Here is a 25,465-nt window from a genome sequence, read left to right as displayed (position 1 = left end):
ACGACACCGTGTTCCACTTCCAGCGCGTCCTGGCGCTGCTGCGCGCCACGTACCTTGAGACCGGCAGACGGCTGGCCAGCGCGGGGGACCGAGCAACGAGCAGAGGACGTCTTCTACCTGAAGCGCCGCGAACTTGAAGACCGCCGAACCGATCAGACATCCCGCGTGGCACAGCGCCGCGAACTCCGCGAGCGACAAAGGAGGAAGCCCGGCGAGCGGTCGAAAGACACGTTCGTGGCCTGCCGGGGAAACCACCAGAAGCCGAGCAAGCGGACCGGCCGAACCCGCACCACTACGATCCAGCAAAGACTGAGCGCCGGGCTCGGCGAGAGTCGGCGAGCCGGCCACTCGGCATCAGGAGCCGGGCCGCGACCTGCTCATCGGCGTTGCCACTCCTCTGCGAGGAGTTGGTAGGAGCGCACGCGGTCGGCGTGGTCGTGGGTGATGGTGGTGATGATCAGCTCGTCGGCGCCGGTGGCCTCCTGCAGTTGTTCGAGTTGGTCGGCGACGTGCCCCGGGGAGCCGACGAACTGGGTGTCGACACGGTCGGCGACCAGGGCCCGGTCCGCATCGGTCCAGGTGTGAGCGCGGGCCTGCTCCGGGGTCGGGAAGGGGATGGCGCCCTCGGCGGTGCGGATGCTGCGGACCCACGGGCCGTAGCCGGTGGCCAGTTCGCGGGCGGTCTCGTCGTCCTCGGCGACGACGACGTCGGCGGAGACGCTGACGTAGGGCTTGTCGAGGTGGTCGGACGGCTGGAAGGCGGCGCGGTAGCCCTCGGCTGCTTCCAGTACGGTGGCCGGGCTGACGTGGTAATTGGCCGCGAAACGCAGGCCGTTGCGGCCCGCGACGTCGGCGCTCTGTCCGCCGCTGCTGCCGAGGATCCATACCTGCACCGCGGCACCCTCGCCGGGGATGGCGTGTGCTTCGACCCCGTCCGGGGAGCGGTAGTCGCCGCGCAGGAGCGCGAGGATGTCGTCGACCTGCTCGCCGTAGTCCTGGGGGCCGGCGCCCGGCTGGTGCAGGAGCTGCTGGAGCAGGAAACGGGGCGAACCGATCAGGTGCTCGAAGGAGAAACGTGGCGGGATCTTCAGCCCATTGGGGGCACGCCCGTCGACGACGGGGGTCGTGGTCGGCCGGGGCCCTGCCGTCTGTCCAGGGGGACGTCCGCCCGAGCGGCCGAGGCCCAGGTCGAGTCGCCCGGGGTGCAGGGCGTCGATCAGCCCGAACTCCTCGACGGTGGACAGGGCGGTGCGGTGACCGAGCTGTACGGCCCCGGAGCCGATCCTGATCGTGGAGGTCGCGGAGGCGGTCAGGGCCAGGACAACGGCGGGAGAGGTCCCGGCCACGCCCGGGTTGAGGTGGTGCTCGGCGAACCAGTAGCGGGTGTAGCCGAACCGCTCGGTCTGCCGGGCGAGGTCGATGGTGTTGCGCAGCGCCTCTGTGGCGGTGGAGCCGGACGGGATCGGGACGAGGTCGAGGACCCCGAGAGGGATGCCGGACATGGTCGGGTGGTGCTCCTCAGCGGTCGGTGGGCGCGGGTGCCGGTGCGGGCGCGGATACGGACTCGGGCTCAGGTTCGGGGCCGGGCTCGGGCTCGGGCTCGGCGGTGACCGGAGTCCAGGGGAACGGCGGGTCGGGGATGTCGCGTCGTAGAACGGGAGCGATATCGGACTGGAAGAGTTCGAGTGAGGCGCGGTGCTGGGCTTGAGTGAGGCCGCCTGCGTCGGCGTGCAGATGGAGCACGCTGTGTCCGAACTGCTCGTGGTAGCGGTGCACCTTGTCGATCACCTGCTGCGGGCTGCCGATCAGCGCCGAGCTGCGTTCGACGAAGTCCTCCAGCGTGGCGAACACCGGCTCGACTCCCAGCTGCTTCTGGAACGCGAGATAGCCCTCGAAGACCGGCCGGTAGGCGGCGATCGCTTCCTGCGAGGTGGGGGCCGCGTAGTAGCCGGCCGTCCCTGCTCCGACGACGGCCTGAGCCGGGTCGTGGCCGTAGTGCTCCCAGCGTTCTCGGTAGTGGCGGATGAGTTCGGCGTACGGCTCGATCGGGTGGGTGACGTTGGCTGAGAAGAGCGGATCTCCGTAGCCGGCGGCGAGGTCGACCGACTCCCGGCTGGTCGCGCTGCCCTGCCAGACCCGGATGGGCTGCTGGAGCGGTCTGGGCCACACCTCGGCGTCTGTCAGCTCGGGACGGTAGCGCGGGGAGGCGCTCACCTTGTCCTGCCGCCAGATGCGGCGGAACAGCTCGTAGCTCTCGGCGTTACGGTCCCGCTGGTCCTCGAGGGTGACGTTGAACAGCTCGCGCTGGGCGGTGCCGTTGCCCTTGCCGATGATCAGGTCGAGTCGGCCCGCGGACAGGTGGTCCAGGGTCGCGTAGTCCTCGTACGTGCGTACCGGGTCGAGCAGGCTGAGGGTGGTGACGGCGGTGAACAGGCGGATCCGGGAGGTGAGCGCGGCGATGTGGCTGAGCACGACGGGTGGTGAGGAGGAGATGAATGGCCGCTCGTGGCGTTCGCCGACGCCGAATCCGTCGAATCCGAGTTCCTCGGCCAGCAGCGCGTTGTCGATCACCTCGCGGAAGCGCTCGTTGGTGGACTTCTGGACTCCGGTCACCGGATCCGGGGCGTGCACGATGAGGGTGATGGCCAGGAACTTCACGACGCCGCCCGCCGGGTCTCCGCCTCCGCGCGGGCGTCGGGGTGTGCCAGGCCGAGGTGGTCGCGGAGTGTGGTGCCGGTGTAGTCGTGGCGGAACACGCCGCGTTCCTGGAGCAGCGGGACGACGGTGTCGGCGAACTCGTCGAGGCCGCCGGGGGTGATGTGCGGGACCAGGATGAATCCGTCGGCGGCGTCCGTCTGGACGAACGGCTCGGTGTGCGTGGCGACCACCGTCGGCACCAGCCCGATGTGCCGGGTCAGCGGTGCGACCCGGGCGGCGACCAGCACCGCGTCCAGCCGACCCCGCACCTGGTCGGTGCGCCCGTCCGGCTCCGTGAGGTGCGAGGACTGCAGCCCGAGCGCGTCCTCGAACGTCACGAAGTCGAGCAGGCCGCGTTCGGCCTCCTTCACGAGGTCGGCCCAGTAACCGGCAGTGAACGGGTCGTGGGGCCGGGCGCCCGGCTCACGCCATGCAGCCGGGTGCCAGCCGGTGCCGTCCAGCGCCACGGCAAGGTGAAGAGGGGGAGATGCGGACACGAAAAGGGTGCCTTCCTGGTCGACCTTATGTGATCACCAGCCCTCCCAAGGAGGGCTCGCTGGCGGGGAACAGGTCAGGAACAACAGAGGGCGCCGGCCACCCGTTGCAGATCGATGTGGGGCCGGGAGTACAGGCGGACACAGCTGCGCGCGACGAGAGCCTCGGCAGCCGGGACGAGCACGCGGGAAACGGGGGACAATACCGTCACCTCCGCTCTTCCGGCTGTTTGTCCTGCTCGGATTGGGGCCTGCCGTGCTCCGGCATGGCAGAGCCCGTGTCGTCGCAGGCTAGGAGGAGTTGGACGGATGAAGGTGGAGAGCGTGTTGCGGTTCCATGAAACCGTCCAGAGGCTCCTGGCAGGGCTGAGCGGCGGCACCGTCCGCGATGTGAACTGCCCAGTCCAATATCTGCACGGCCGCCCCTGCGGCCTCCAGTCCCTGGCAGTGGGCATGGTGCCTGCGGGCGATGCCGTCCAGGTCGAGGCGTCGGCCGAAGGCGGGATGGGCGGCCAGTCGCCGTGCGTAGGCCCATAGGTGCGGATGGTCGGCGATACGGTGCACCGCGGCGGCGTCCAGGTGCAGTCGGTGCACGGTGTCGAGCTGAACCAGGGTCACCCACAACTGCACGTCAGCGGCGGACATTTCGTCGCCCAGGATGAAGTCCTGGTGGGCGAGCCGCCACTCCAGTGAGCCCAGGGCGCGGAGCAGGGAACCGAGGGCGGTGTGGCGCGCCGTGGCGTCGGCGCCGGCCTGCCCGGCGTGCTGTGCGGCTTCGTTGATGCGGTACTCGCAGAGGCGTTCGACGGCCTCGATCTCCGCCTCCGTGCCGTGCGGGTACAGCGCGGGCTGGCCGGGGCCGTCACCGGCGAAGCGCCGGGCCAGGTCGCTCAGGATGTCCGGGGTGTGCGTGCTGACGATCCGTCCCGTCCAGTCGTCGCTGAGCACCGGTGCGGCGGCTGGTCCGGGATGCCGGTGCGAACTGGCCTCGTACAACGGGCGCAGAGCGGAGTGTCCGCCGTCGGGCCTGTCGGGCACGGCCGGCAGCAGCACCACCGGGAGGGTCTCTTCCAGACCGAGCAGGCTGTGTGTGATGGCGATCCGCAGACAGTGGGGGCAGGACAGCGAGAGATGGAGGCGATAGCGGCGCGACACGGCGTAGTAGCCGCTGCTCACGTCACAGCCGATCCTGCCCCGGAACGAGGGCAGGGAGCGGAGGGACGGCGTGGTGGTCAGGGGTGCGGCGGGCATGTGTCTCCCTGGGGCCGGGTCCGGCTTCTGGTTCTCAGAGGTGCGGCGGGCGGCGCACGTAGGGTGATGGACGCGGCGGCGTCGGCGCGTACCCCTACGCGGCGGGGATGCGGTGCCGATGGGGCACCGCCGGTTCAGCGCCGAGGGCTCGCCGCGCTGCAGACACGCAGGAGATCGATGTGGCGGCGGGACGTCAGGAGGAGAGACGACCGCCCCGCGCGCACGGCGCGGTCGGCGGCCGACTCCAGACGCTCCATCATTTCCTACCCGTCTACTAGGGATCTCTGCTCTGGAGTGTCAGGCGGCCTTCAAGCGTCGTCAAGAGGGCCTTCTCACCTTCGCCCGGTGCCTCACATGATGGGAGCAGGGCGTCATGCCGCCCGGTCCGCCTCTCAGGAGGCGAGCAGGGCGCGCACGGCCTCGACGGCGGCCCCGGTCAGGGAGGGATCGGAGCCCGTCGCGCCAGTGCACTGAGCCGGACCGGCGGAACCGCAGGGAGATCCCTGCGCGAGGTGAGCCCGTCTGGTTTCCGCCCGCCGGGGACGGCGAGCAGCGGGGAGCCGAGCCCGGCACGGGCCGCGTCCAGGGCGCCTGCCAGGTATCCGGCCTCGGCGACCACGGTGGCCGAGGTGCGACGGGCGGCCGGCTCGGTGAGGGCTCTCGGCACGCCTCCTCCAGCAGTTGGACGCGTGGACGTGAACCGGGTCCAGCGGCCGTAACGTTCGACGACGGGAAGTCCTAGGGACTACTCCAGGCGTCGTACGTGCTGACTGACCGCGGACTGGCTGAGCGCAAGCACCCCGGCGGCCCGGTCAAGTCCGCCGTAGCCGGCGCCGGCGATCCGGCCACGGCTCGGCCACGGCCGTCGGACTCGAGCTCGCGGCGCCCCCGAAGCCCGCGCCCGCACACCGAGCGGCCCGGCAGCTGATCGACCTGCCCGGCGGGCGCTTCCTCATGGGCACCGAGGACGTGGATGGCTTCCCGGCCGACGGCGAGGGCCCGATCCGCGAGGTCGAGGTCGCCCCCTTCCGGATCGCGCCGACCACGGTGACCAACGCCCAATTCGCCACCTTCGCCAAGGCGACCGGCTACATCACCGAAGCCGAGCGCTTCGGACTCTCCTTCGCCTTCCACGGCCTGCTGCCGGACGACCTCGCCGACGCCTCGCAGCCGGTGCCGGAGGTGCCCTGGTGGCGTGCGGTGTCCGGCGCCACCTGGAAGCGCCCCGAAGGCCCCTGTTCCTCCATCGCCTCCCGGCAGAACCACCCTGTCGTCCATGTTTCCTGGAACGACGCGCAAGCGTACTGCGAGTGGTCAGGCACCCGGCTGCCCACCGAGGCCGAGTGGGAGTACGCCGCCCGCGGCGGCCTGAAGCAGGCCCGCTACCCCTGGGGCGACGAACTCGCCCCGGGCGGACGGCAGATGCTCAACACCTACGAGGGGATCTTCCCCAGCACCCATACCGGCCACCTCGGGACCGTCCCGGTGAAGTCGTACCGCCCCAACGCCTACGGCCTGTACAACACCGTCGGCAACGTCTGGGAGTGGTGCTCCGACTGGTTCAGCGTGAGCTTCCACCACTCCGGCCCGCGCACGAACCCGACGGGTCCGCCGACCGGCACCTCCCGGGTCATGCGCGGCGGGTCGTATCTGTGCCATGACTCGTACTGCAACCGCTACCGGGTGGCGGCGCGCAGCTCCAACACCCCGGACAGCTCCACGGGCAACATCGGCTTCCGAGTGGCAGCAGACGCGACGGACGGCCCTCAAGGCTGAAGCGGGTGGTACGGCCGTTCAGCCCGAGATTGCGGTCAGGACCACCCGGCCATGGGTGCGTGCCACCACCTGCCGGCAGTCCTGCCAGCACCCGGGCACGTTCAGCGCGCCGGTGAAGCCGAGGTCCTCGACGGCGCGGGCGATCTGGGTGAGGTAGCCGATGCTCGGCGGCCGGTCACCGCCGGCCGTCGGTGACCGGGGTGCCGTGGCCTCCCCCGACGGCATGACGGCTGTCGCCGTTGGTGGGCAGGAACCAGTGGAAGGTGAGGCTCATGGAGGCTCACCCCTTTCGCTCGTCGTCGGCGGTCACGGTCAAGCTGCTCGTCCGGCGGCCGACAGCAGGGCCGTACGGCTGCCGAGGGCTTCGGAGAACTGGTCAACGACCTGGGCGAGGGCCTCAGCCGGGCCCGGCGCGACGGTCAGGGTGCCGTCGTCGCCCACCGCGATGTCCTTGTCGAGCGTGAACCAGCCCTGGACGATGTGCGCGGCACCCATGGAACTGAGCACCGGACGCAGGGCGTAGTCGATCGCCAGGACGTGTGCCGTGGTCCCGCCGGTCGCCAGCGGCAGGACCGTCTTGTCGACCAGGCCGTACTGCGGCAGCAGGTCCAGCAGGGACTTCAGCAGCCCGGAGTAGGCGGCCTTGTAAACGGGCGTGCCGATCACGACCCCGTCGGCGCGGGCGAACAACTCGGTCGCCTCCACGATCGCCGGGTGCCGAAAGTCGGCACCGAGCAGCGCCTCGGCGGGGATGGTGCGGACGTCCAGCGGGATCACCTCGTGTCCCTGGGCCGTGAGCCGCCGGTCCAGGTGGCGCAGCAGCCGGGCGGTACGAGAGGTGGCGGAGGGGCTTCCGGAGACGGACAGGACGGTGGCCATGGCGGACCCTTCGGGAGCGTGAGGTTTTCGTGGGGTCGCGGTGCGGGGCCGGGTACCGCGGCGTGCTGCGGCCCCGCATCCTGCGACGGCTACTTGTTGGTCTTGGGCAGGCCGAGCGGGTTGATCTCGGACTTGGTCACGGCCTCGTCGGACAGGCCCCAGCGCTGAAGCACCTTCGCGTAGGTGCCGTTGTCGATGACCTCGTTGAGCGCGTCGGCGAGCGGCTTGACCAGGCCGCTGTCCTTCTTGGTGGTGGCCGCGATCAGGCCCTGGAGGGTGGCGCCGGCGCCGGAGTAGGTGCCGACGACCTCCGTCTTCCCGGTGGTGGCCGCGTGGTAGGCGGCGGTCGGGTTGGGGCCGAGGTAGAGGTCGATGCGGCCGGACTGGAGGGCGAGGTAGGTGTCGCTGTCGTTCTGGTAGTACTTGATGTTCACCGGCTTGCGGCCGGCCTTCTCGTTCTCCTTGCTCCACTCAATCAGCAGCTTCTCCTGGTTGGTGCCGCTGCCCACGGCGACGGTCTTGCCCGCCACGTCCTCGGGCCCGGTGATCTTCAGACCGCTGCCCTTCTTCGCCTCGAAGCCCAGGTTGTCCTCGCGGTAGGTGGCGAAGTCGTACTTCTCCTTGCGCTCCTCGGTAACGGTGATGTTGCTGAAGCCGACGTCGTACTTGGCGCTGTCCAGGCCGACGAAGATGTTCTCCCAGGAGACCGTGTTGATGTGCAGCTTGAGGCCGAGCACGTCGGCGACCAGAGAAGCGATGTCGGGCTCGACACCGATGACGGTCTTGTTGTCGGTGGCGAAGAAGGTCAGCGGCGCCGCGGAGCCGGACGAGTCGACGATCTCCAGGGTGCCTCTCTTGCGGATCTCCTCCGGGACCTCGGCGGCTATGGAGTCGACCTTGTCCGTGGTGACGCGGTCCTGGTCGGGGCTCAGGTTGATCTTCGTCTTGCTGCCCGACGTGGCCGCGACCTCGGTCGTGCCGCCGTCGTCGGGGTTGCTGCACGCGGCGAGAACGAGGGCGGCGGTCAGTCCCAGCGCGGCTGCGGTCGTGCGGCGGGTGATCGAGGTGGACACAGTCGTGCTCCTTGCTTGCGGAAAGGGGGGTGGTCAGAGGACCTTGGAGAGGAAGGCGCGGGTGCGCTCGTGCTGCGGGTCGTCCAGGACGGCCGCGGGCGGCCCCTGCTCCACGACGACACCGCCGTCCATGAACACCACGGTGTCGGCGACCTCGCGGGCGAAGCCGATCTCGTGGGTCACGACGATCATGGTGGTTCCGGAGCGGGCCAAGTCCTTGATGACGTCGAGGACTTCGCCGACCAGTTCCGGGTCGAGCGCCGAGGTGGGCTCGTCGAAGAGCAGCACCTTGGGTTCGAGGGCGAGCGCGCGGGCGATGGCCACGCGCTGCTGCTGGCCTCCGGACAGCTGACGTGGATAGGCGTCGGTCTTGTCGGCGAGTCCGACCCGCTCCAGCAGCCGACGGGCGGTCTCCTCCGCCTCCTTCCGCGGGCGGCGCAACGCGGAGACCGGTGCCTCGACGAGGTTCTCCAGCACGGTCAGGTGCGGGAAAAGGTTGAAGTTCTGGAAGACGAACCCGATGTTGGTGCGCTGCTTCAGAACGTCCTTCTCCTTCAACTCGTGCAGCTTGCCCCCGGAGCGGCGGTAGCCGATGAGCTCGCCGTCGATGCTGATCCAGCCACGGTTGACCTTCTCCAGGTGGTTGATGGTCCGCAGCAGCGTGGACTTCCCGGAGCCGGACGGGCCGAGGATCACGGTGACCTCGCCGACCCGGACCTGAAGGTCGACGCCGCGCAGCACCTCCAGCGGGCCGAAGCTCTTGTGGACGCCGCGGACGTCCACCATCACGCCGTCGACCGTCGGCCTCGCGTCCTTGACGGCCACCGTCACGTCGCTCATCGGCTGGCTCCCAAGGGCTTCAGCGGTAGAACGGGCTGGTTGCGCTGGGCGGCCGCCGCCCGCACGTTGTGGACAAAGCGCCGGGCGCGCTGGATCGGGGTGGGCGGCGGCATGCGGTTGGCGCCCCGGGCGTAGCGGCGCTCCACGTAGTACTGGGCGATCGACAGCAGAGAGGTGAGGACCACGTACCAGGCGGTGGCGACCAGCAGCAGCGGGATCACCCGGCCGTTGCGGCCGTAGATCACCTGCACCTGGTAGAACAGTTCGCCGATGGACATCACGTAGACCACCGAGGTGCCCTTGAGCAGGCCGATGATCTCGTTGCCGGCCGTGGGCAGGATGGCGCGCATGGCCTGCGGCAGCACGATCCGGCGGATCTGCCGCAGCCGGGGGATGCCCAGCGCGGCGGCGGCCTCCAGCTGTCCGTGGTCGACGGCGATGACGCCGCCGCGGACGATCTCGGCGGCGTAGGCGGCCTGGTGGAGCGTCAACCCGATGATGGCCGCGCCCATGGTGCCGATGATGCTGTTGCTCTCGACGGACCAGAACACCGGGCCGAAGGGGATGCCGAAGCCCAACTCCTCATACAGCGCACTCAGGTTGAACCAGAACACCAGCTGGACGATCATTGGGATGGACCGGAAGATCCAGATGTAGGTCCAGGCGACGGTCTGCAGCACGGGGCTGCGCGACAGCCGCATGAAGGCCAGGACGGTGCCGAGCAGGAAGCCCAGCACGGTGGCGTAGGCGGTGAGCTGGAGGGTCACCCACACCGCCTGGACGATCGTCTCGGACAGGAAGTAGGCGCGGAAGACGTTCCACTCCCAGACCGGGTTGGTGACCAGTCCGTGCACGAACTGGGCGGCCAGCACGATGACGGCCAGGGCCGCCGCCCAGCGGGCGTAGTGGCGGGCGGGTACGACCTTGAGCGTGGCCGGGTCGTCCGGGGCGGGCGGGGCCTCGGGGCCGGTGCCCGGGACGGCGGCGCCGGGCGGCGCGGTGTCGGTAATCGATCCCATCGTTGTGTTCCTGCTCAACTCTTATGTGTGCTCGGGCGGGTTGATTTGCGACGTCTCGATCGCGGAGGCGGTGGTGCCCCACTTCTTGAGGATCCGGGCGTAGGTGCCGTCCTTGATCAGCTCGTTGACAGCGGCCTGGAACGCCTTGGTGAGCGGGGAGCCCTTCTGGAAGGCGAAGCCGACGTCGAGGCGGTGGTACTCGCCGAGGAAGGTGGTCTGGGCGGCGGGCTGTGCCGCCTGGTAGCGCAGGCCATTGATGGTCGACATGATCACGTCGATCCGACCCTGCTGGAGCGCGGTGAGCGTCGCCCCGTTCTCCGAGTAGACCTTCACGTCGTACGGCTTCTTGCCCGCCTTGGCGCACACCCCCTTCTGTGCGGTGAGGGTCGCCTCGAAGGTGGTGCCGGCGCCGGCGCCGATGGTCAGCCCGCACAGCTGGGTGAGGTCGGTGACCTTCGTCTTGAGCGTGGTGCTGCCCTTCTTCACCGCGAAGCCCTGGCCGTCGTTGATATAGGTGACGAAGTCGACGGTCTTCAGGCGTTCGGTGGTGACGCCGAAGTTGCCGGTGCCAAAGTCGTACTTGCCGCTGCCGAGGGCGGGCAGGATCGTCTCGAAGGAAGCGTCCTGCCGCTCCAGCTTGACGCCGAGGACCTTGGCCACCGCGTCGGCGAGGTCGATGTCCTGGCCGGCGGGCGGCTTGTCCTGCCCGTTCGGGTAGTACGCCCCGGGCGGGAATCCGATCGAGCTGCCGACCCGCAGCGTGCCCGCCTTGCGGACGTCGGCAGGCAGCAGGGCGGCGACGGAGTCCACCTTGCGTACGGCGACGACCGGGTCGTCGGTCGGCGTGGGGGATGCCTGAGCGCCCGCCGGTATGGTGCTGGAGGTGTCGCCGGAGCCACAGGCGGTCAGCGCCAGTACGGGCAGCAGCGCGATGGGGGCGGCGATGCGCAGACGTGTTCTGATGCCACGGACGTTCACAGGTTGGCCGCCTTCCCTTGGCGTGTTGCGACTGGCAGGTGCTTTTCGAAGGGCAGCAGGCCGATGGTTTCCGGGTCGGCCTCCGTGTCGAACAGCGGGGTGTAGCCGGTGGCCAGGTACAGGCCGCGGGCCTCGGGCTGGCGCGGGCCGGTGGTCAGGTGGATCCGCCGGTAGCCGCGGGTGCCCGCCTCGCGCTCCAGTTCGGCGACGACGCGACGAGCCAGACCGCGTCGGCGGTGGGCGGAGTGCGTCCAGATCCGCTTCAGCTCGGCCGTGATCTGGTCGTACCGGCGGAAGGCACCGCCCGCGACCGGCTCACCGCCTTCGAGGAGCAGAAGCAGGACGCCGCCGTACGGGGCAGTGAACGCCTCGTCGGGGTAGCGGGCGAGTTCGGTGTGCGCGTCCTTGCCATAGCGGGACGAGTACTCGTCGCCGAGTTCGCGCAGCAACGGTCTCACCCGCGGGTCAGCCACGGTCACTTGAATGACCGTCGGGTCGACCGAGGACGAGGGCGGCTGTGCCACGGAGGTCATCCGCTCACCGCCGCGAGGGTCTGCGGGCCGCGTGCCGCCCGCTCGGCGTCGCGCTTGGCGACCTCCTCGCGGACGATCGGGATCACGTAACGCCCGAAGTCGATCGCGTCGCCCAGCAGGTCGTAGCCGCGGGCGGAGAGGATGTCCACGCCCAGGTCGTAGTAGTCGAGAAGCGCCTGGGCGACCGTCCCAGGCGTACCGACCAGGGCGTTGGAGTTGCCCGCACCACCGGTCGCGGCGGCTGTAGGGGTCCACAGGGCGCGGTCGTAGCGCTCCCCCGCCTCGGCAATCGCGATCAGCCGCTGCGAGCCGACGTTTTGAGGTGTTGCAGCCTGCGGCTGGGCATGCCCGTTGTGGCGCTTGGTGACCGGCTCGCCGTTCTCCTTGCGGGCCCTGATCGCGCCGACTGTGCGGTGGGCCTTCTCCCAGGCCAGCTCCTCCGTCGGGGCGATGATCGGGCGGAACGCCACCTGGATGCGCGGCACATCGGTGCGACCCGCGGCCTTCGCGGCGGCCTTCACCGCCTTGATCTGCTCGGCGGTCTTCGCCAGCGGCTCGCCCCAGAGGCAGTAGATGTCGGCCTCGGCGCCTCCCGCGGCGTACGCGGCGGGCGAGGAGCCGCCGAACGAGACGTTCGGGCGAGGCTGTTGGACGGGGAAGACGTCGCTGACGAAGTCGTGGAAGCGGTAGTGCTCGCCCTCGTGGTCGAAGGGCTCATGGGTGGTCCAGATCTTCTTGACGATTTCGATGTACTCACGGGTGCGGGCGTAACGCTCGTCCTTGGTGAGGATGTCGCCCTCGCGGCCCTGCTCGCGGTCGTTGCCGCCGGTGATGAAGTGCACGGTCAGCCGGCCCTCGCTGATCTGGTCGAGGGTGGCGAAGGTCTTCGCGGCGAAGGTGGGGTAGGAGACGTTGGGCCGATGGGCGAGGAGGATCTGGAGGCGGTCCAGCCTGCTCGCGATGTAGGCGGCGGCTGGCGCCGGGTCGGGCGATCCGGAGCCGTAGGCGAACAGCACCCGGTCCCAGCCGTGGTCCTCGTGCGCCCGGGCGAGCCGGAGCGTGAACTCCTTGTCGAAGGCGGCTCCGGAGCGCGGGGTGGTTTCGGAGCCGTCGTTGGTGGCGGCGATGCCAAGGAACTCCACTGGCATGGGAGATGGCCTTTCCTCAAGTCCTTCTGGTGCCGTGCCGGGGCAGCACGCGGGCACGGCCGAGCAGCCCTCGGCGCGGCCGGGTGTGACGGCGCTTCAGGGTGCTGGAACCAGGTGGTGAGCAGGTGTGATGACGCCGGGGCATGGGCCTCGGGCGAGGTACGGCGGCGGCAGCGCGTGTCAGGTCTCGCAGAACCGTCCGCACGCGGGTTCAGCGACTGCTGAGCGCGTTCCTACGACGGTGCTGCGAAGGGAGGGACTCGGCGCGACGGGGTCACCGAGGGAGGGAAGGGCCGGTCAGACGGCCCGTTGCCGCATCAGGCGCAACACGCGGCGGACCACACCCGACCGAAGTCGATGTGGTCACGGGTGACCAGGCGCTGCTCGGCATTCATGCGACCAATTGAGCAGTACATCTCGCTTCTCGTCAACTGCGGCCCGGATGCCGGACCGGCGTCGAGCAGTCCTGGGTGTGGTTGACACATGCGCGCGGTGCGCCCATACGATCGAGGCCGGACCGGCTCCGCCGCGCGCGGCAGCCGTACCGGCCGCGTTGAGGGACGCGGCAAGCGTGATGACGCCGAAACCCAGCCACCACCCCTGTACCGCGCCCGAGGCGCGCCCGGCGGTCGGCGGTGACCGGTGAGCCCACCCGTGGTGTGGCGTGCCCTACGTTTCCTATCGATTTACTAGGGAAGCGTTGACGGCCCGCCCATCGGGCGCGCAGGATGATGCACATGTCCCACACGCAGCAACGACTCGTTCGTCGTCGGCATGTCGACTTTGGTCACGTCGTCAGCGCCGCCTGCTGTCGCATGTAAGGCACGCGGCTCACACCTTGCGCGTGCCGCTCCGCTCCTTCTCTCTCATCCCAGGTGATCAAGCGCACCCACCCACTGCGCCTGATGGCCCGACGTACTTCTGAAGGACGACCGCCATGACCACGGCACTCCCGGCCCAGGCCACTCCATCCGTTTCCCCGCTCCCCGACATGCGCCATCTCCGCCTCGTGGGCGACACCACTCAGGAAGGCGACGAGGGAAACGGTTCCGCACCCCTCGTCGGCTACCTCGTCCTCGTCCCCGAGGGCACCGACCCCGCCCAGCTCTTCGCCAAGGACGTGACACGGCCGGAGATCCGGCCGATCGCCTACACGGACTCGCCTCCCGTGCACCAGACGAGAGCGGGAGGCAGTGTCGTCCGCATCGATCCCGCGCGACATGTCGCCGCGGTGAACGGACGCGAACTCGACCTCACCTACCTGGAGCTCGGACTGCTGGCCCACTTCGTACAGCATCCCCACCAGGTGCATTCGCGCGAGCAGTTGATGGCCGGCATCTGGGGCTACGACCACATCGGCGACGGCCGCACCGTGGACGTCCACATCGCGCGGCTACGCCGCAAGCTGGGCAAGGCTCACCGGCACCGGATCGTCACCGTACGGCGGGTGGGCTACAAGTACGTGCCCGACCAGCAAGAAGGCCCCACCACCGCCCCCTGCCGCCGACCTTGAGGAGACCCCTGCCATGGGCGTTGCCACTGCGCCGTCCGGCCCCACCTCGGAGTCCGACCGGTCCGGGCACGGCCGTGCGCACTGGCTGCGCGTGGCCCGCGAGACGGCGGACGACCTGGCCACGGACGCGGCGGCCAGGGAGCAAGCAGGCAAGGCCCCGTTCGACGAGGTGTCCCGGCTACGCGAGTCGGGACTGCTGACGCTCCTCATACCGGCCGAGTTCGGGGGAGGCGGCGCGGACTGGCCCACGGCCTACGCCGTCGTCCGGGAAATTGCCGCCGCCGACGGTGCGATCGGTCAACTCCTGGGCTGTCACTACTTCCTGTCGTGGAGCGCCAGGTTCTTCACCGAGCCCTCTCTCGCCGCTCAGGTCGAGCGGCAGTCCGCGGCGGAGCAGTGGTGCTGGGGCGGTGGTTTAGCCCGCCAGGAACCGCCTCTGGCACTGGCCAGGACAGCCGCCGGCCATGTGCTCGACGGTCGGCAGAGCTACGCCACCGGGGTCCTGGTCGCCGACCGCCTCGCCGTGCGGGCCGTACGGCCCGATAACGGCGAACCACTCGCCGTCGTCGTCGATCCCGCCCATCACGGCGTGGGGATCGACGGCGACGCCGACACTTTCGGCCAGCGGCTCGCGGCCGGCGGGAGCGTGGAGTTCGACGGTGTGCCGGTCGCCGCCGACGACGTACTCGGCTCCCTGTCCGTGGATGAGGACGTCCTCTCGCCCCTGGCTGCACTGACATCGCCGGTCGGGCGCCTCCTCTCCGTCCAGCTCCGTCTCGGCATGGCGGAGGGAGTGCTCGCCGAGGCCCGTGAATACAGCAGGGCGGTCCACTCCCCCTGGCCTCCCGCCTGGCCGGTCGGTTCCCCCCAGGACCCGCAGGTGCTGACCGCCTACGGAGAGCTCACCGTCCTCACCCGCTCCGCGTCCGCGCTCGCCGATCAGGCACTGGAGGCCGTGCACGGCGGGCTGGGATGCGGTGAAGACCTCAGCTACGACGAGTACGCGGAGATCTCTGTCCTCGTGGCCATGGCCGAAGCCGCCGCCTCCAGGGCTGCGCAGGAGTCCACCGCCCGCGCCCTCGACATCATCGGCGCCCGCTCCGCGTCCTCGCGGCTGGGCTTCGACCGCTTCTGGCGCAATGCCCGGACGCACACCTTGTACGAGCCCGTCACTCACCGGCTCCGCGATGTCGGGGACTATTTCCTCAATGGTGCGCACCCTCCATTCGTCCTGCCTGTCTGACCTTGCGATGCCGCGGCTCTTCCCCGGCGGACTCGGCATGATCGGCATTCGCGACGCAACCCGGCATCCATACAATTGTGAACGCCGCACTTCACTCATATGTCGGGCGGTTGAGAATACGCGACGCTCGCGCAGGCGACATTGACTTGGCCGGATTTCGCTGCAACTCTCTGGGCTGTGAGCAAGTCCGAGAACCTCGCCGCACGCCTGCACGTCGATCTGCGACGTCAGGCCAGCGCCATCTGTGCCGTCGGCCGCTGAACGCGCTGACGCGCGCCGCTGTTCCGCTCCAATTTCACAGTCGGCCACCACGGCCGTTGTCGGCGTAGACGACCGATTCCTAGCAGGCATTCCTGGTGGGTCTCTTTCTGCTTTCGGTGTCCGCCTTTCTTGCGCCCAATTGCCGAGCGCCCCTCTCGGTTATGGCTTCTTCATGCCACCGACTCCGCCTCAGTCCCCATTCGTGTGAACAGGACCTTTCCATGGCCACTACGGCATCGACCCGACGCCAGTTCCTCTCCCTGCTCGGTCTCTCTGCGGTGGCCGTGAGCTGCGGCACGACCGCCGGAGCCACTTCCGGCAAGGGCCAGACCAAGACGCTCCGGTACCAGGGCTGGGTGGGTCAGGTGACCTTGCCGGAGTTGGCCGAGGATCTCGGCTATCTGGAGGACGTGAAGCTGAAGTGGGTCGGCAACACCATCAGCGGGCCGCAGGACATCCAGTCCGCGGCCACGGGCCAGGTCGACTTCGGCGGCGCGTTCAACGGCGCGGTCGTCAAACTGGCTGCGAACAACGCCCCCATCAAGGCCGTCATCAGCTACTACGGATCCGACAAGTACGCCTACAACGGCTTCTACGTCCTCGAGGACAGCCCCATCCGCTCGACCAGGGACCTGATCGGCAAGAAGGTCGGGATGAACACCCTCGGAGCCCACTCCGAAGCCATGCTCGACATCTATCTGCAGCGAGGCGGCCTGTCCCGGGCGGAGATCGGCAAAGTCGAGCCACTCGTGATTCCACCGGTCAACACCGAGCAGACGCTGCGGCAGAAGCAGATCGACGTGGCCGTGCTCGGCGGCATTCTGCGCGACAAGGCACTGGCGACTGGGGGCATCCGCCCTCTGTTCACGGACCATCAACTGCTCGGCGCCTTCAGCGCCGGCACGTACGTGATGACGGACCGCTTCCTGAAGCAGAACCCCGACACCGCCCGGACCTTCGTCACCGCCGTGGGACGGGCCATCGAGTGGTCCCGTTCCACCCCGCACGAAGAGATCATCGCCCGGATGACGGACATCGTGAAGAAGCGCGGCCGCAACGAGGACACAGCACCGCTGAAGTATTGGCGGTCCTACGGCGTCGCCGAGAAGGCGGGCCTGATCACCGGCAAGGAACTCCAGCTGTGGATCGACTGGCTGGCCGACCGCGGTGACATCAAGAAGGGCCAGGTCACGTTGTCGGACCTCTACACCAATGAGTTCAACGGCAACCAGAAGTCCTCCCCCGCTGCGAAGAGCGGGAGCTGATCCCATGCCGGAATCCACCACGCCCAAGATCGTGTTCGAGGACGTAACGAAGGACTTCACCGTCAAGGACCGGACGAGGGCTCGACGAGCGACCCGGTTCACCGCCCTCGACGGCATCGATCTGGAGATAGCGGCCGGCGAGTTCGTCGTCCTGGTCGGTCCCAGCGGCTGCGGGAAGTCCACGCTGCTGGACCTGCTCGGCGGCCTCACCCAACCCACCGGCGGACGGATCCTGTTGGACGGCAAATCCGTTACCGGCCCGGGCTTGGACCGAGGCATCGTGTTCCAGCAGTACGCGCTACTGCCGTGGCGGACGGCACAAGGCAATGTCGAGTTCGGTCTGGAGGCCACCGGCGTCCCACGACGTCAACGTACCGCTCCAGCCAGGGAGTTCCTGGATCTGGTCGGCCTCTCCGGGTTCGAGGACCGCCACCCTCATGAGCTGTCGGGTGGGATGCGGCAGCGGGTGGCGATCGCCCGCAGCCTCGCCTACAACCCCGATGTGCTCCTGATGGACGAGCCGTTCGCCGCGCTGGACGCCCAGACCCGGGAGTCGTTGCAGGACGAACTGCTGCGCATCTGGCAGCGCACCGGCAAGACCGTCGTCTTCATCACGCACGGCATCGACGAGGCCGTCTACCTGGGGCAGCGCGTCGCCGTGATGACGTCCAGGCCGGGCCGCATCAAGCAGATGGTGCCGGTCGCCTTCGACTCCCGTACGGCGACGGACGACCTCCGCTCCAGTCCCGAGTTCACGCGACACCGGCACGAGATCTGGTCGCTGCTGCACGACGAGGTGGCCAGGGCCCAGCAGTTGGAGAGGGAGGAGGCTTCCGTATGAGCCCCATGACCGGCACGGCCACCGAGAAGACCACGGAGCCGGGCTCTGTGACCGCCACCGAGCCCGTCCCGGCCCCTTCCACTGCTACGTCCGCGGCGTCCACACCACCCGGGGCATCGCCGTCGGACGTGCGCCGAATCGCCCCAACGGCCGCCAGGGTCCGCCGGGCGGCCCGCCGACTGCCGTACCTGCTGGTCAAAGGGGCGACCAAGTCCGTTGCGATCGTGGCTCTGCTGCTGCTGTGGGAGACCGCACCGCGACTGGGTCTGGTCGACCGGACCTTCCTGCCTCCGTTCACTGAGGTCGCCCACGCCTGGTGGGGACTGGCCGCCGACGGTCAGCTCGCCGACAACACCCGCGCCAGCCTCGTACGCTCGTTCAGCGGATTCGGTCTCGCCGTGGCGGTCGCCGTGCCGCTCGGCTTGCTGATCGGCTGGTACCGGCCGGTCGCCGACGTCCTCGGACCGCTGCTGGAGGTGTTCCGCAACACCGCCGCCCTGGCCCTGCTGCCGGTGTTCGTCCTGCTGCTGGGCATCGGCGAGACCTCGAAGGTCTCCATCGTGGTGTACGCGTGCACCTGGCCGATCCTGCTCAACACCATCAGCGCGGTCCGCAACGTCGACCCGACCTTGCTGAAGCTGGCAAAGTCGATGGATCTGTCCGCACCCCGGCTGTTCCAGAAGGTCATCCTGCCGGCCTCGGTGCCGGTGATGTTCACCGGCATCCGGCTGGCCGGAGCGGTGTCCATTCTGGTGCTGGTCGCCGCCGAGATGATCGGCGCCAAGGCGGGCCTCGGCTATCTGATCAACGCCTCGCAGTACAACTTCGCCATCCCGCAGATGTACGCGGGCATCATCACGATCTCCGCCATCGGCGTGGCGTTCAACCAGTTCCTGGTGACCGTGGAGCGGCGGCTCAGCTCCTGGCGCGTTCCCGCCGAGGGCTGACCCGGCCGCCGACTCGTTCACCTGTCCCCCGACCGTCTCGCTGCCCCCGATCCGAGGAACCTCATGACCGCGACCAGCCCCCGACGGCTGCATCTCAACGCCTTCCTGATGAACGCCGGCCACCACGACGCCGCCTGGCGCCACCCGCGCACCCAGCCCGAACGGGTCACCGATCTGCGCTACTTCCAGCAGCTCGCGCTGACCGCCGAGCGCGGTCTGCTCGATTCGGTCTTCCTCGCCGACGGCCTCGCCCTGTGGGGGAACGTTCGGCACAACGCGCTCGGCGGCTTCGAACCGCTCACCTTGCTGTCCGCCCTGGCGGCTGTCACCGAGCACGTCGGTCTGATCGCCACCGTCTCCACCACCTTCAACGAGCCTTTCCACACCGCCCGCAAGTTCGCCTCGCTGGACCACATCAGCGACGGCCGGGCCGGCTGGAACATCGTCACCTCCGGCACCGTGAACGAGGCCCGCAACTTCGGCCAGGACGAGCACCTGGAGCACCGGCTGCGCTACGAGCGGGCGCGCGAGTTCGTCGAGGTCGCCACCAAGCTGTGGGACAGCTGGGAGGACGACGCGATCCTGCTCGACCGAGAGCGCGGCCTCTACGCCGACACCGGCAAGGTGCGGGAGATCAACCACCGCGGAGAGTACTTCGGGGTGCAGGGCCCGTTGAACGTGCCGCGCACCCCGCAGGGATATCCGCTGCTGGTGCAGGCCGGTTCGTCGGAGGACGGCAAGGAGTTCGCCGCCCAGTACGCCGAAGCCGTCTTCACCGCCCAGCAGACCCTCGCCGACGGCCGAGCCTTCTACAAGGACCTCAAGTCGCGGCTCGCCCGTTACGGCCGCGCTGAGGACCAGCTGCTGGTACTGCCCGGCATCGCCCCCGTCATCGGCTCGACCGAGGCCGAAGCCCGCGCGCTGGAACAGGAGCTGACGGACCTCCAGGTCCCCGAGTACGGGCTCGCCCAGCTGTCCGGGATGCTCGGCACCGACCTGACCGGGCTGCCGCTGGACGGGCCGCTGCCCGAGCTGCCCGAGGAGCGGGACATCAACGGCAACAAGAGCCGCTTCACGCTCGTCGCCGAACTCGCCCGCCGCGACGGCCTCACCCTGCGCGAGCTCATCGCCCGCCTCGGTGCCGGCCGCGGGCACCGGGTGTCCGCCGGCACCCCGGAGCAGATAGCCGACCAGCTCCAGGAGTGGTTCACCCAGGGTGCCGCCGACGGCTTCAACATCATGCCGCCCCATCTGCCCGGCGGCCTGGAGGACTTCGTCGACCACGTCGTGCCGATCCTGCAGCGGCGCGGCCTGTTCCGCACCGAGTACACCGGCCGCACCCTGCGCGAGCACTACGGCCTGGCCCACCCCGCCAACCGGCTGGCCGCGGCGGCCGCGGCAGCAGGAGGGCCCGCATGACCGGGCTGGACCTCACCACGGACGTCCTGGTGGTCGGCGGCGGCCCCGCAGCCACCTGGGCCGCGCTCAAGGCGGCCCAGGACGGGGCGGACGTGGTCCTCGCCGACAAGGGCTACTGCGGCACCAGCGGCGCCACCGCCTCCGCCGGAACCGGCGTCTGGTACGTCCCTCCGGAGCCCGCCGTGCGGGAGGCGGCCATGGCGAGCCGCGAGGCACTGGGTGGATTCCTGGCCGACCGGCGCTGGATGGCGCGGGTGCTGGACCAGACGTACTCCGGGATGAACGAGTTGGCAGCGGCCGGACGCTACCCCTTCCCCACAGGGCCGGACGGAATGCAGCTCAGGAACGGGCTGCAGGGACCGGAGTACATGCGCAGGATGCGCATCCGTATCCAGCGGGCCGGGGCCCGCATCCTCGACCACAGCCCGGTCACCGAACTGCTCACCGACCCCTCCGGAGCGGTCGCCGGGGCCAGGGGGCACCGACGTCAGGCCGGGCAGCCGTACCGGGTGCGCGCCGGGGCGGTCGTCCTGGCCACCGGCGGCTGCGCATTCCTCAGCGGCGCGCTGGGCTGCAATGTCAACACCGGCGACGGAGCGCTGTTCGCCGCCGAGGTGGGCGCGGAGCTGTCCGGGATGGAGTTCTCCAACGCGTACGGCATCGCACCCGAGGGCACCTCCGTCACCAAGACCGCGTTCTACTCCTTCGCGACCTTCTACCGCGAGGACGGCACGGTCCTGGAGGGAGCGGCCAGCCAGGGCGGCCGTTCCGTGATCGCGCGTGCGCTGCTCAGCGAGAAGGTGTACTGCCGCCTCGACCGGGCGGACGCGGCGGCCCGCGAGGCGATGCGGCTGGCCCAGCCCAACTTCTTCCTCACCTTCGACCGGCTCGGCATCGACCCCTTCACCCAGCGCTTCGCCGTCACGCTCCTCGCCGAGGGCACCGTGCGCGGCACCGGCGGCATCCGCATCACCGGCGACGACTGTTCCACCACCGTCCCCGGTCTGTACGCGGCCGGGGACGCGGCAACTCGTGAGCTGATCTGCGGCGGCTTCACCGGCGGCGGCAGCCACAACGCCGCCTGGGCCATCTCCTCCGGCACCTGGGCCGGCCGGGGCGCGGCCCGCCACGCCCGCTCGCTCGGCATCCGCGCCAGTACGAGGCGCCTGGTGGCCGCGGGCGGAGCCGGGCTCCGGCCCACCGGGACACCCGGTCCGGCCGAGGGCTTTCGCGAGGTCGTCACCGCGGTCCAGGGCGAAGTGCTGCCGTACGAGAAGAACTACCTGCGCCACGGCGACCGGCTCACCGCCTCGCTGGAGGTGCTCGACCACGTATGGGAGGAGTCGCGCGCGTCCCTGCACGCCGCGGGCGGAGACACCGTACGGGCCAGGCAGGCGGCGGCGATGGCGGCGCATGCCCGCTGGATGTACGCCGCGGCGCTGGCGCGCACCGAGACCCGCGGCATGGCCAAGCGGCTCGACTTCCCGGCACAGGACCCCGGACAGCACCACCGCATCGTCACAGGTGGCCTCGACCGGGTGTGGACCCGCACCGAGCCCCTGACGACCGCCCCGCCGGTATCAGCCGCACCACTGGAGGTGGCCTCATGATCGAACTGGTCTCGGCAGAACGCTGCATCACCTGCGACAAGTGCATCAAGGTCTGCCCGACCAACGTCTTCGACCGCGGCGAGGACGGTATCCCCATGCTCGCCCGCCGCGACGACTGCCAGACCTGCTTCCAGTGCGAGGCGAACTGCCCGGCCGACGCTCTGTACGTCGCGCCCGTCACCCGCCCGCTGCCCGACGACTCCACCGCCCGGGACGAGGAGCACCTGGACCGCACCGGCCTGCTGGGCAGCTACCGCCGGCACATCGGCTGGGGACGAGGCCGCACACCCGGCGCACTGCGGGCCGTCGGCCCTCCCCTCGGACCGCCGGGGTCCAGGGGAACCTCCCTGCCCATCACCTCCTGATGACCTCCCGACCGATCACCTCCCCGCTGATCACCTCCTGAAAGGAACACCCGCACATGACCACCAGCACCGGCTTCGACATCCGCAGGATCGGCGGCCGTATCGGCGCCGAGATCCTCGGCGTGGATCTCTCCACCGACCTCGACCCCGCCGTCGTCACCGAGATCAACTCCGCGCTCCTGGAACACAAGGCACTCGTCTTCCGCGACCAGAACCTCGACGACGCGGACCAACTCCGCTTCGCCTCCCTCTTCGGCGAACTCACCGCCGCGCACCCCACGGTCCCCTCCGTCGACGGCCAGCCACACATCCTGCCCGTCGACGGGGACGAGGGCATCCGCGCCAACCACTGGCACACGGACGTCACCTTCGTCCGTACGCCCCCCAAGGCGTCCACGCTGCGCAGCATCGTGATCCCGCCCTACGGCGGCAACACCCTCATCGCCAACGCTGCCGCCGCCTACCGGGACCTGCCTGAGCCGCTGCGCGAGCTGGCGGACAAGCTGTGGGCGGTGCACACCAACGACTACGACTACGCCGCCCCGAAGAGCGAGAAGGCGGCCGAGCACCGCAGGCGGTTCGTCTCCCGGAAGTACCGCACCGCACACCCGGTCGTCCGCGTCCACCCCGAGACCGGGGAGCGCGGGCTGTTCATCGGCGGATTCGCCCAGAGCATCGTCGGCCTCGGCCCCTCCGACTCCCGGGACCTGCTGCGCATCTTCCAGTCGTACATCACCCGCCCCGAGAACATCGTGCGGGTGGCCTGGACGCCGGGCGACCTCGTCCTGTTCGACAACCGCATCACCCAGCACTACGCCCCGGATGACTACGGCGACCTGCCGCGACTGCTGCACCGGGTGACCGTCGCGGGCGACGTCCCCGCCGGGGTCGACGGCACCCTCAGCCACGTCGTCGAGGGCGACGACGCCGCCCACTACACCCCCACCGCGCCCTGAGCCCCGCGGCCCGCCGGGCAGGGACACCTGCATCCTGCCCGGCGGGCCCGCCCGCAGCGGAAGCCGACCGAAGCCTTGCGGGATAATGGGCGCATGCGGATCTCAGCCAGGGCGGACTACGCGGTACGTGCCGCGCTGCAGCTCGCCGCGTCACGGGATGACGGGCCACTGAAGGCCGAGGCCATCGCCGACGCTCAGGACATTCCGCATAAATTCCTCGAAAGCATCCTGAACGACATGCGCCGGGGCGGTCTCGTGCTCAGCCAGCGCGGCGGCAACGGCGGCTACCGGCTGGCCAGGCCCGCCGAGTCCATCAGCATCGCGGATGTCATCCGCGTCGTGGACGGACCGCTGGTCTCGGTGCGCGGGGTCCGCCCCCCAGAGCTGTCCTACACCGGCCCTGCGGAATCGCTGCTCCCTCTGTGGATCGCGTTGCGGTCCAACGTGCGCGAGATCCTCGAGGGCGTGTCCCTCGCCGACGTCGCATCGGCCGAACTGCCCGCCGAGGTATCCGCGCTGACCGACGCCCCCGGCGCCTGGACGAACCCCTGATCCGCCGAGCCACCAGCGTGATCTCACAATGCGAGATACAGCCGTCCACCATACGGCCTCCCTCTTGGGGCGACTTCCAGCCTCTGGCAATATCCCTACCAGCCAGGTGGGAAAACTAGGGATTCTGTGAGGTGGCCGTGCGAACGCTGAACCACGCAGGCCGTTTGCTTCCCCTGCTGACCTCCCGTCGGCACATCGATCTGGGCCGTACGTCCAGCGCCATCTGTCAGCCCGTCTGACGCCGTCCACAGGACCTGGCTCCACACGCAGAGCGCCGCTGTGCTCCTTGCCACCCCGCCTTCCGTCGGCCGGGCGGGCCCCCTTCGGCTGACCACGCCGCTCCGCTTCCCCATGCCCGTATGTCTTCGGGCGCGGAGTGGCACTTTGCGACGGCTCGACATCCACCTCCGCATCCCCGCGGATGCGACACGTATCCGCTTCTCAGCCTGCGACGGCGATCCCGTCGCCGACGGCCGGGGAGCAGGTGCAGTGCGTCCCGACGGCTTTGCGTCGCGTATTTCCGCACCTCCCTGAACACCCATACCGTGAAAGGACACCTCCGTGTCTACCGCAAGACCGCTCACCACCCTGCGCGCCATCGCCGTCATAGCGGCGCTTCCCCTCCTGCTCACCGCCTGCGGCTACGGTTCCACGGCCGACGACAACAAGAAGACCGAGGTGGCCGCCAAGGGCGAGAAGCTCTCCGCCGACTCCGTCCGCATCGGCTACTTCCCGAACCTCACGCATGCCACCGCGCTGGTCGGCCTTCAGGAGGGCCTGATCCAGAAGGAGCTCGGCGGTACCACGATCAAGCCGCAGGCCTTCAATGCCGGCCCGTCCGCGATCGAGGCGCTCAACGGCGGTTCGCTCGACATCTCCTTCATCGGCCCCTCGCCGTCCATCAACGGCTACGTCAAGTCCAAGGGCAAGAACCTCCGGATCATCTCCGGCTCGGCCTCCGGCGGTGTGAAGCTCGTCGTCGACCCGGACAAGATCAAGACTCTGGACGACGTCAAGGGCAAGAAGATCGCCACTCCGCAGAAGGGGAACACCCAGGACGTCGCGTTCCTCAACTGGATCGCGGAGCAGGGCTGGAAGGTCGACGCCGAGAGCGGCAAGGGCGACGTCTCCGTGGTCCGCACGGAGAACAAGGTGACCCCGGACGCCTACAAGTCCGGCTCGATCGACGGCGCCTGGGTGCCGGAGCCGACCGCGTCCAAGCTGGTCTCCGAGGGCGCGAAGGTCCTCCTCGACGAGGCGACGCTGTGGCCCGAGAAGAAGTTCGTGATCACGAACATCATCGTGTCGCAGTCGTTCCAGAAGGAACACCCGGACGTGGTCGAGGCGGTGCTGCGCGGCACGGTGAAGACCAACGCGTGGATCAACGCCAACCCCGACAAGGCCAAGGCGTCGGCCAACGCCCACCTGAAGGCGGAGACCGGCAAGGAGCTCGCAGCCAAGGTCATTGACCCGGCATGGCCGAGCATCCAGATCACCGACGACCCGCTGGCCGCCACGCTCAAGACGCAGGCCGACTACGCCGTCAAGACCGGTCTACTCAAGGAACCCGACCTGAACGGCATCTACGACCTGACGCTCCTCAACAAGGTGCTGAAGGCCGCTGGCAAGCCCGAGGTCTCCGACGCCGGTCTCGGCGCCAAGTAATCCCGTACGACCCACAGTTCCCAGGAGGTGACGACCATGGCCGCTGCGCTTGCCAAGGCTGCCGAGGACACCACGACGGTGTCGCACGCCGCTCGGATCGAGCACGTCTCGAAGTCCTTCTCCGGCCCGGCCGGATCGCA

General features: G+C 69.5%; 26 protein-coding genes and 4 pseudogenes. 15 read left to right on the top strand and 15 right to left on the bottom strand.

From position 1 onward, the window contains the following. Positions 1 to 377: 377 nt before the first annotated feature. From ACZ6ZQ_RS00150 to ACZ6ZQ_RS00120, 7 genes and pseudogenes are all read right to left on the bottom strand, one after another. Positions 378 to 1,502, bottom strand: a complete 1,125-nt coding sequence (locus tag ACZ6ZQ_RS00150; RefSeq protein ID WP_469766270.1) for an LLM class flavin-dependent oxidoreductase — start codon at positions 1,500 to 1,502, stop codon at positions 378 to 380. A gap of 16 nt (positions 1,503 to 1,518) precedes the next feature. Beyond that, complete coding sequence (locus ACZ6ZQ_RS00145) at positions 1,519 to 2,658, bottom strand: LLM class flavin-dependent oxidoreductase (RefSeq protein WP_469766269.1); 1,140 nt, start codon at positions 2,656 to 2,658, stop codon at positions 1,519 to 1,521. After that, a pseudogene (locus tag ACZ6ZQ_RS00140) lies at positions 2,655 to 2,867 on the bottom strand (F420-dependent methylene-tetrahydromethanopterin reductase); the annotation flags it as partial. The pseudogene ACZ6ZQ_RS00140 and the gene ACZ6ZQ_RS00145, both read right to left, overlap by 4 nt. Beyond that, positions 2,862 to 3,194 (bottom strand): annotated as a pseudogene (locus ACZ6ZQ_RS00135) (LLM class flavin-dependent oxidoreductase); the annotation flags it as partial. The pseudogenes ACZ6ZQ_RS00135 and ACZ6ZQ_RS00140, both read right to left, overlap by 6 nt. A 74-nt stretch (positions 3,195 to 3,268) precedes the next feature. Beyond that, positions 3,269 to 3,376: a putative leader peptide gene (locus ACZ6ZQ_RS00130; protein WP_469766793.1), complete on the bottom strand. Its 108-nt coding sequence runs from the start codon at positions 3,374 to 3,376 to the stop codon at positions 3,269 to 3,271. 106 nt (positions 3,377 to 3,482) lie between these two features. Continuing rightward, the gene (locus tag ACZ6ZQ_RS00125; protein ID WP_469766268.1) at positions 3,483 to 4,442 is read right to left on the bottom strand and encodes a glutathione S-transferase C-terminal domain-containing protein; all 960 of its coding nucleotides are present in this window, start codon (positions 4,440 to 4,442) and stop codon (positions 3,483 to 3,485) included. A 436-nt stretch (positions 4,443 to 4,878) separates the two neighbouring features. Continuing rightward, entirely contained in the window at positions 4,879 to 5,109 is a 231-nt protein-coding gene (locus tag ACZ6ZQ_RS00120; protein WP_469766267.1) for a hypothetical protein, read from the bottom strand. 257 nt (positions 5,110 to 5,366) lie between these two features. Here ACZ6ZQ_RS00120 and ACZ6ZQ_RS00115 point away from each other — a divergent pair, with 257 nt between their 5' ends. Then, entirely contained in the window at positions 5,367 to 6,218 is an 852-nt protein-coding gene (locus ACZ6ZQ_RS00115) for a formylglycine-generating enzyme family protein (RefSeq protein ID WP_469766792.1), read from the top strand. A gap of 84 nt (positions 6,219 to 6,302) precedes the next feature. On the opposite strand, the pseudogene ACZ6ZQ_RS00110 reads toward ACZ6ZQ_RS00115, so the two are convergent. From ACZ6ZQ_RS00110 to ACZ6ZQ_RS00075, 8 genes and pseudogenes are all read right to left on the bottom strand, one after another. Continuing rightward, positions 6,303 to 6,492: pseudogene (locus tag ACZ6ZQ_RS00110) on the bottom strand (LLM class flavin-dependent oxidoreductase); the annotation flags it as partial. A 38-nt stretch (positions 6,493 to 6,530) separates the two neighbouring features. Continuing rightward, the gene (ssuE, locus tag ACZ6ZQ_RS00105) at positions 6,531 to 7,097 is read right to left on the bottom strand and encodes an NADPH-dependent FMN reductase (RefSeq protein WP_469766266.1); all 567 of its coding nucleotides are present in this window, start codon (positions 7,095 to 7,097) and stop codon (positions 6,531 to 6,533) included. 89 nt (positions 7,098 to 7,186) lie between these two features. Beyond that, the gene (locus ACZ6ZQ_RS00100) at positions 7,187 to 8,170 is read right to left on the bottom strand and encodes an ABC transporter substrate-binding protein (RefSeq protein ID WP_469766265.1); all 984 of its coding nucleotides are present in this window, start codon (positions 8,168 to 8,170) and stop codon (positions 7,187 to 7,189) included. A gap of 33 nt (positions 8,171 to 8,203) precedes the next feature. Further along, on the bottom strand, positions 8,204 to 9,010 hold the full coding sequence (locus tag ACZ6ZQ_RS00095) for an amino acid ABC transporter ATP-binding protein (RefSeq protein ID WP_469766264.1): 807 nt from the start codon (positions 9,008 to 9,010) through the stop codon (positions 8,204 to 8,206). Then, positions 9,007 to 10,029 carry an amino acid ABC transporter permease gene (locus ACZ6ZQ_RS00090; protein WP_469766263.1) on the bottom strand — a complete coding sequence of 341 codons (1,023 nt, stop codon included), beginning with the start codon at positions 10,027 to 10,029 and terminating at the stop codon, positions 9,007 to 9,009. The genes ACZ6ZQ_RS00095 and ACZ6ZQ_RS00090 overlap by 4 nt, the downstream gene beginning before the upstream one ends. A gap of 21 nt (positions 10,030 to 10,050) precedes the next feature. Continuing rightward, positions 10,051 to 11,007, bottom strand: a complete 957-nt coding sequence (locus tag ACZ6ZQ_RS00085; RefSeq protein WP_469766262.1) for an ABC transporter substrate-binding protein — start codon at positions 11,005 to 11,007, stop codon at positions 10,051 to 10,053. Further along, positions 11,004 to 11,540, bottom strand: a complete 537-nt coding sequence (locus ACZ6ZQ_RS00080; protein ID WP_469766261.1) for a GNAT family N-acetyltransferase — start codon at positions 11,538 to 11,540, stop codon at positions 11,004 to 11,006. The genes ACZ6ZQ_RS00085 and ACZ6ZQ_RS00080 overlap by 4 nt, the downstream gene beginning before the upstream one ends. After that, on the bottom strand, positions 11,537 to 12,688 hold the full coding sequence (locus ACZ6ZQ_RS00075; protein WP_469766260.1) for an LLM class flavin-dependent oxidoreductase: 1,152 nt from the start codon (positions 12,686 to 12,688) through the stop codon (positions 11,537 to 11,539). The genes ACZ6ZQ_RS00080 and ACZ6ZQ_RS00075 overlap by 4 nt, the downstream gene beginning before the upstream one ends. Before the next feature lie 937 nt (positions 12,689 to 13,625). On the opposite strand from ACZ6ZQ_RS00075, the gene ACZ6ZQ_RS00070 reads away from it, so the two are divergent. The 14 genes and pseudogenes from ACZ6ZQ_RS00070 to ACZ6ZQ_RS00005 all read left to right on the top strand — a co-directional run. Next, a complete protein-coding gene (locus ACZ6ZQ_RS00070) occupies positions 13,626 to 14,201 on the top strand; it encodes a winged helix-turn-helix domain-containing protein (protein ID WP_469766259.1) in 576 nt (191 codons plus the stop codon). 13 nt (positions 14,202 to 14,214) lie between these two features. Further along, entirely contained in the window at positions 14,215 to 15,444 is a 1,230-nt protein-coding gene (locus ACZ6ZQ_RS00065) for an acyl-CoA dehydrogenase family protein (protein ID WP_469766258.1), read from the top strand. 177 nt (positions 15,445 to 15,621) lie between these two features. Further along, positions 15,622 to 15,705 carry a putative leader peptide gene (locus tag ACZ6ZQ_RS00060; RefSeq protein WP_106972604.1) on the top strand — a complete coding sequence of 28 codons (84 nt, stop codon included), beginning with the start codon at positions 15,622 to 15,624 and terminating at the stop codon, positions 15,703 to 15,705. Between the two features lie 221 nt (positions 15,706 to 15,926). Beyond that, complete coding sequence (locus ACZ6ZQ_RS00055; protein ID WP_469766257.1) at positions 15,927 to 16,970, top strand: ABC transporter substrate-binding protein; 1,044 nt, start codon at positions 15,927 to 15,929, stop codon at positions 16,968 to 16,970. A 4-nt stretch (positions 16,971 to 16,974) separates the two neighbouring features. Next, positions 16,975 to 17,811, top strand: coding sequence for an ABC transporter ATP-binding protein (locus ACZ6ZQ_RS00050; protein ID WP_469766256.1), 837 nt, complete (start codon positions 16,975 to 16,977; stop codon positions 17,809 to 17,811). Beyond that, complete coding sequence (locus ACZ6ZQ_RS00045) at positions 17,808 to 18,758, top strand: ABC transporter permease (protein ID WP_469766255.1); 951 nt, start codon at positions 17,808 to 17,810, stop codon at positions 18,756 to 18,758. Before ACZ6ZQ_RS00050 ends, ACZ6ZQ_RS00045 begins: the two co-directional genes overlap by 4 nt. Positions 18,759 to 18,821: 63 nt before the next feature. Next, complete coding sequence (locus ACZ6ZQ_RS00040) at positions 18,822 to 20,177, top strand: LLM class flavin-dependent oxidoreductase (RefSeq protein ID WP_469766254.1); 1,356 nt, start codon at positions 18,822 to 18,824, stop codon at positions 20,175 to 20,177. Beyond that, the gene (locus ACZ6ZQ_RS00035; protein WP_469766253.1) at positions 20,174 to 21,787 is read left to right on the top strand and encodes an FAD-binding protein; all 1,614 of its coding nucleotides are present in this window, start codon (positions 20,174 to 20,176) and stop codon (positions 21,785 to 21,787) included. Before ACZ6ZQ_RS00040 ends, ACZ6ZQ_RS00035 begins: the two co-directional genes overlap by 4 nt. After that, positions 21,784 to 22,152 (top strand): 4Fe-4S dicluster domain-containing protein, encoded by a 369-nt coding sequence (locus ACZ6ZQ_RS00030; protein ID WP_469766252.1) that lies wholly within the window; start codon positions 21,784 to 21,786, stop codon positions 22,150 to 22,152. Before ACZ6ZQ_RS00035 ends, ACZ6ZQ_RS00030 begins: the two co-directional genes overlap by 4 nt. A 56-nt stretch (positions 22,153 to 22,208) precedes the next feature. Then, complete coding sequence (locus tag ACZ6ZQ_RS00025) at positions 22,209 to 23,108, top strand: TauD/TfdA dioxygenase family protein (RefSeq protein ID WP_469766251.1); 900 nt, start codon at positions 22,209 to 22,211, stop codon at positions 23,106 to 23,108. A 93-nt stretch (positions 23,109 to 23,201) separates the two neighbouring features. Next, complete coding sequence (locus tag ACZ6ZQ_RS00020) at positions 23,202 to 23,660, top strand: RrF2 family transcriptional regulator (protein WP_469766250.1); 459 nt, start codon at positions 23,202 to 23,204, stop codon at positions 23,658 to 23,660. Positions 23,661 to 23,791: 131 nt separating this feature from the next. Continuing rightward, positions 23,792 to 23,899: a putative leader peptide gene (locus ACZ6ZQ_RS00015; RefSeq protein ID WP_469766249.1), complete on the top strand. Its 108-nt coding sequence runs from the start codon at positions 23,792 to 23,794 to the stop codon at positions 23,897 to 23,899. A 322-nt stretch (positions 23,900 to 24,221) separates the two neighbouring features. After that, the gene (locus ACZ6ZQ_RS00010; protein WP_469766248.1) at positions 24,222 to 25,325 is read left to right on the top strand and encodes an aliphatic sulfonate ABC transporter substrate-binding protein; all 1,104 of its coding nucleotides are present in this window, start codon (positions 24,222 to 24,224) and stop codon (positions 25,323 to 25,325) included. A 36-nt stretch (positions 25,326 to 25,361) separates the two neighbouring features. Beyond that, positions 25,362 to 25,465 (top strand): annotated as a pseudogene (locus ACZ6ZQ_RS00005) (ABC transporter ATP-binding protein); the annotation flags it as partial.

It is taken from the genome of Streptomyces sp. NPDC053673 (assembly GCF_055585225.1).
This window is presented reverse-complemented; position numbering and strand designations above follow the sequence as displayed.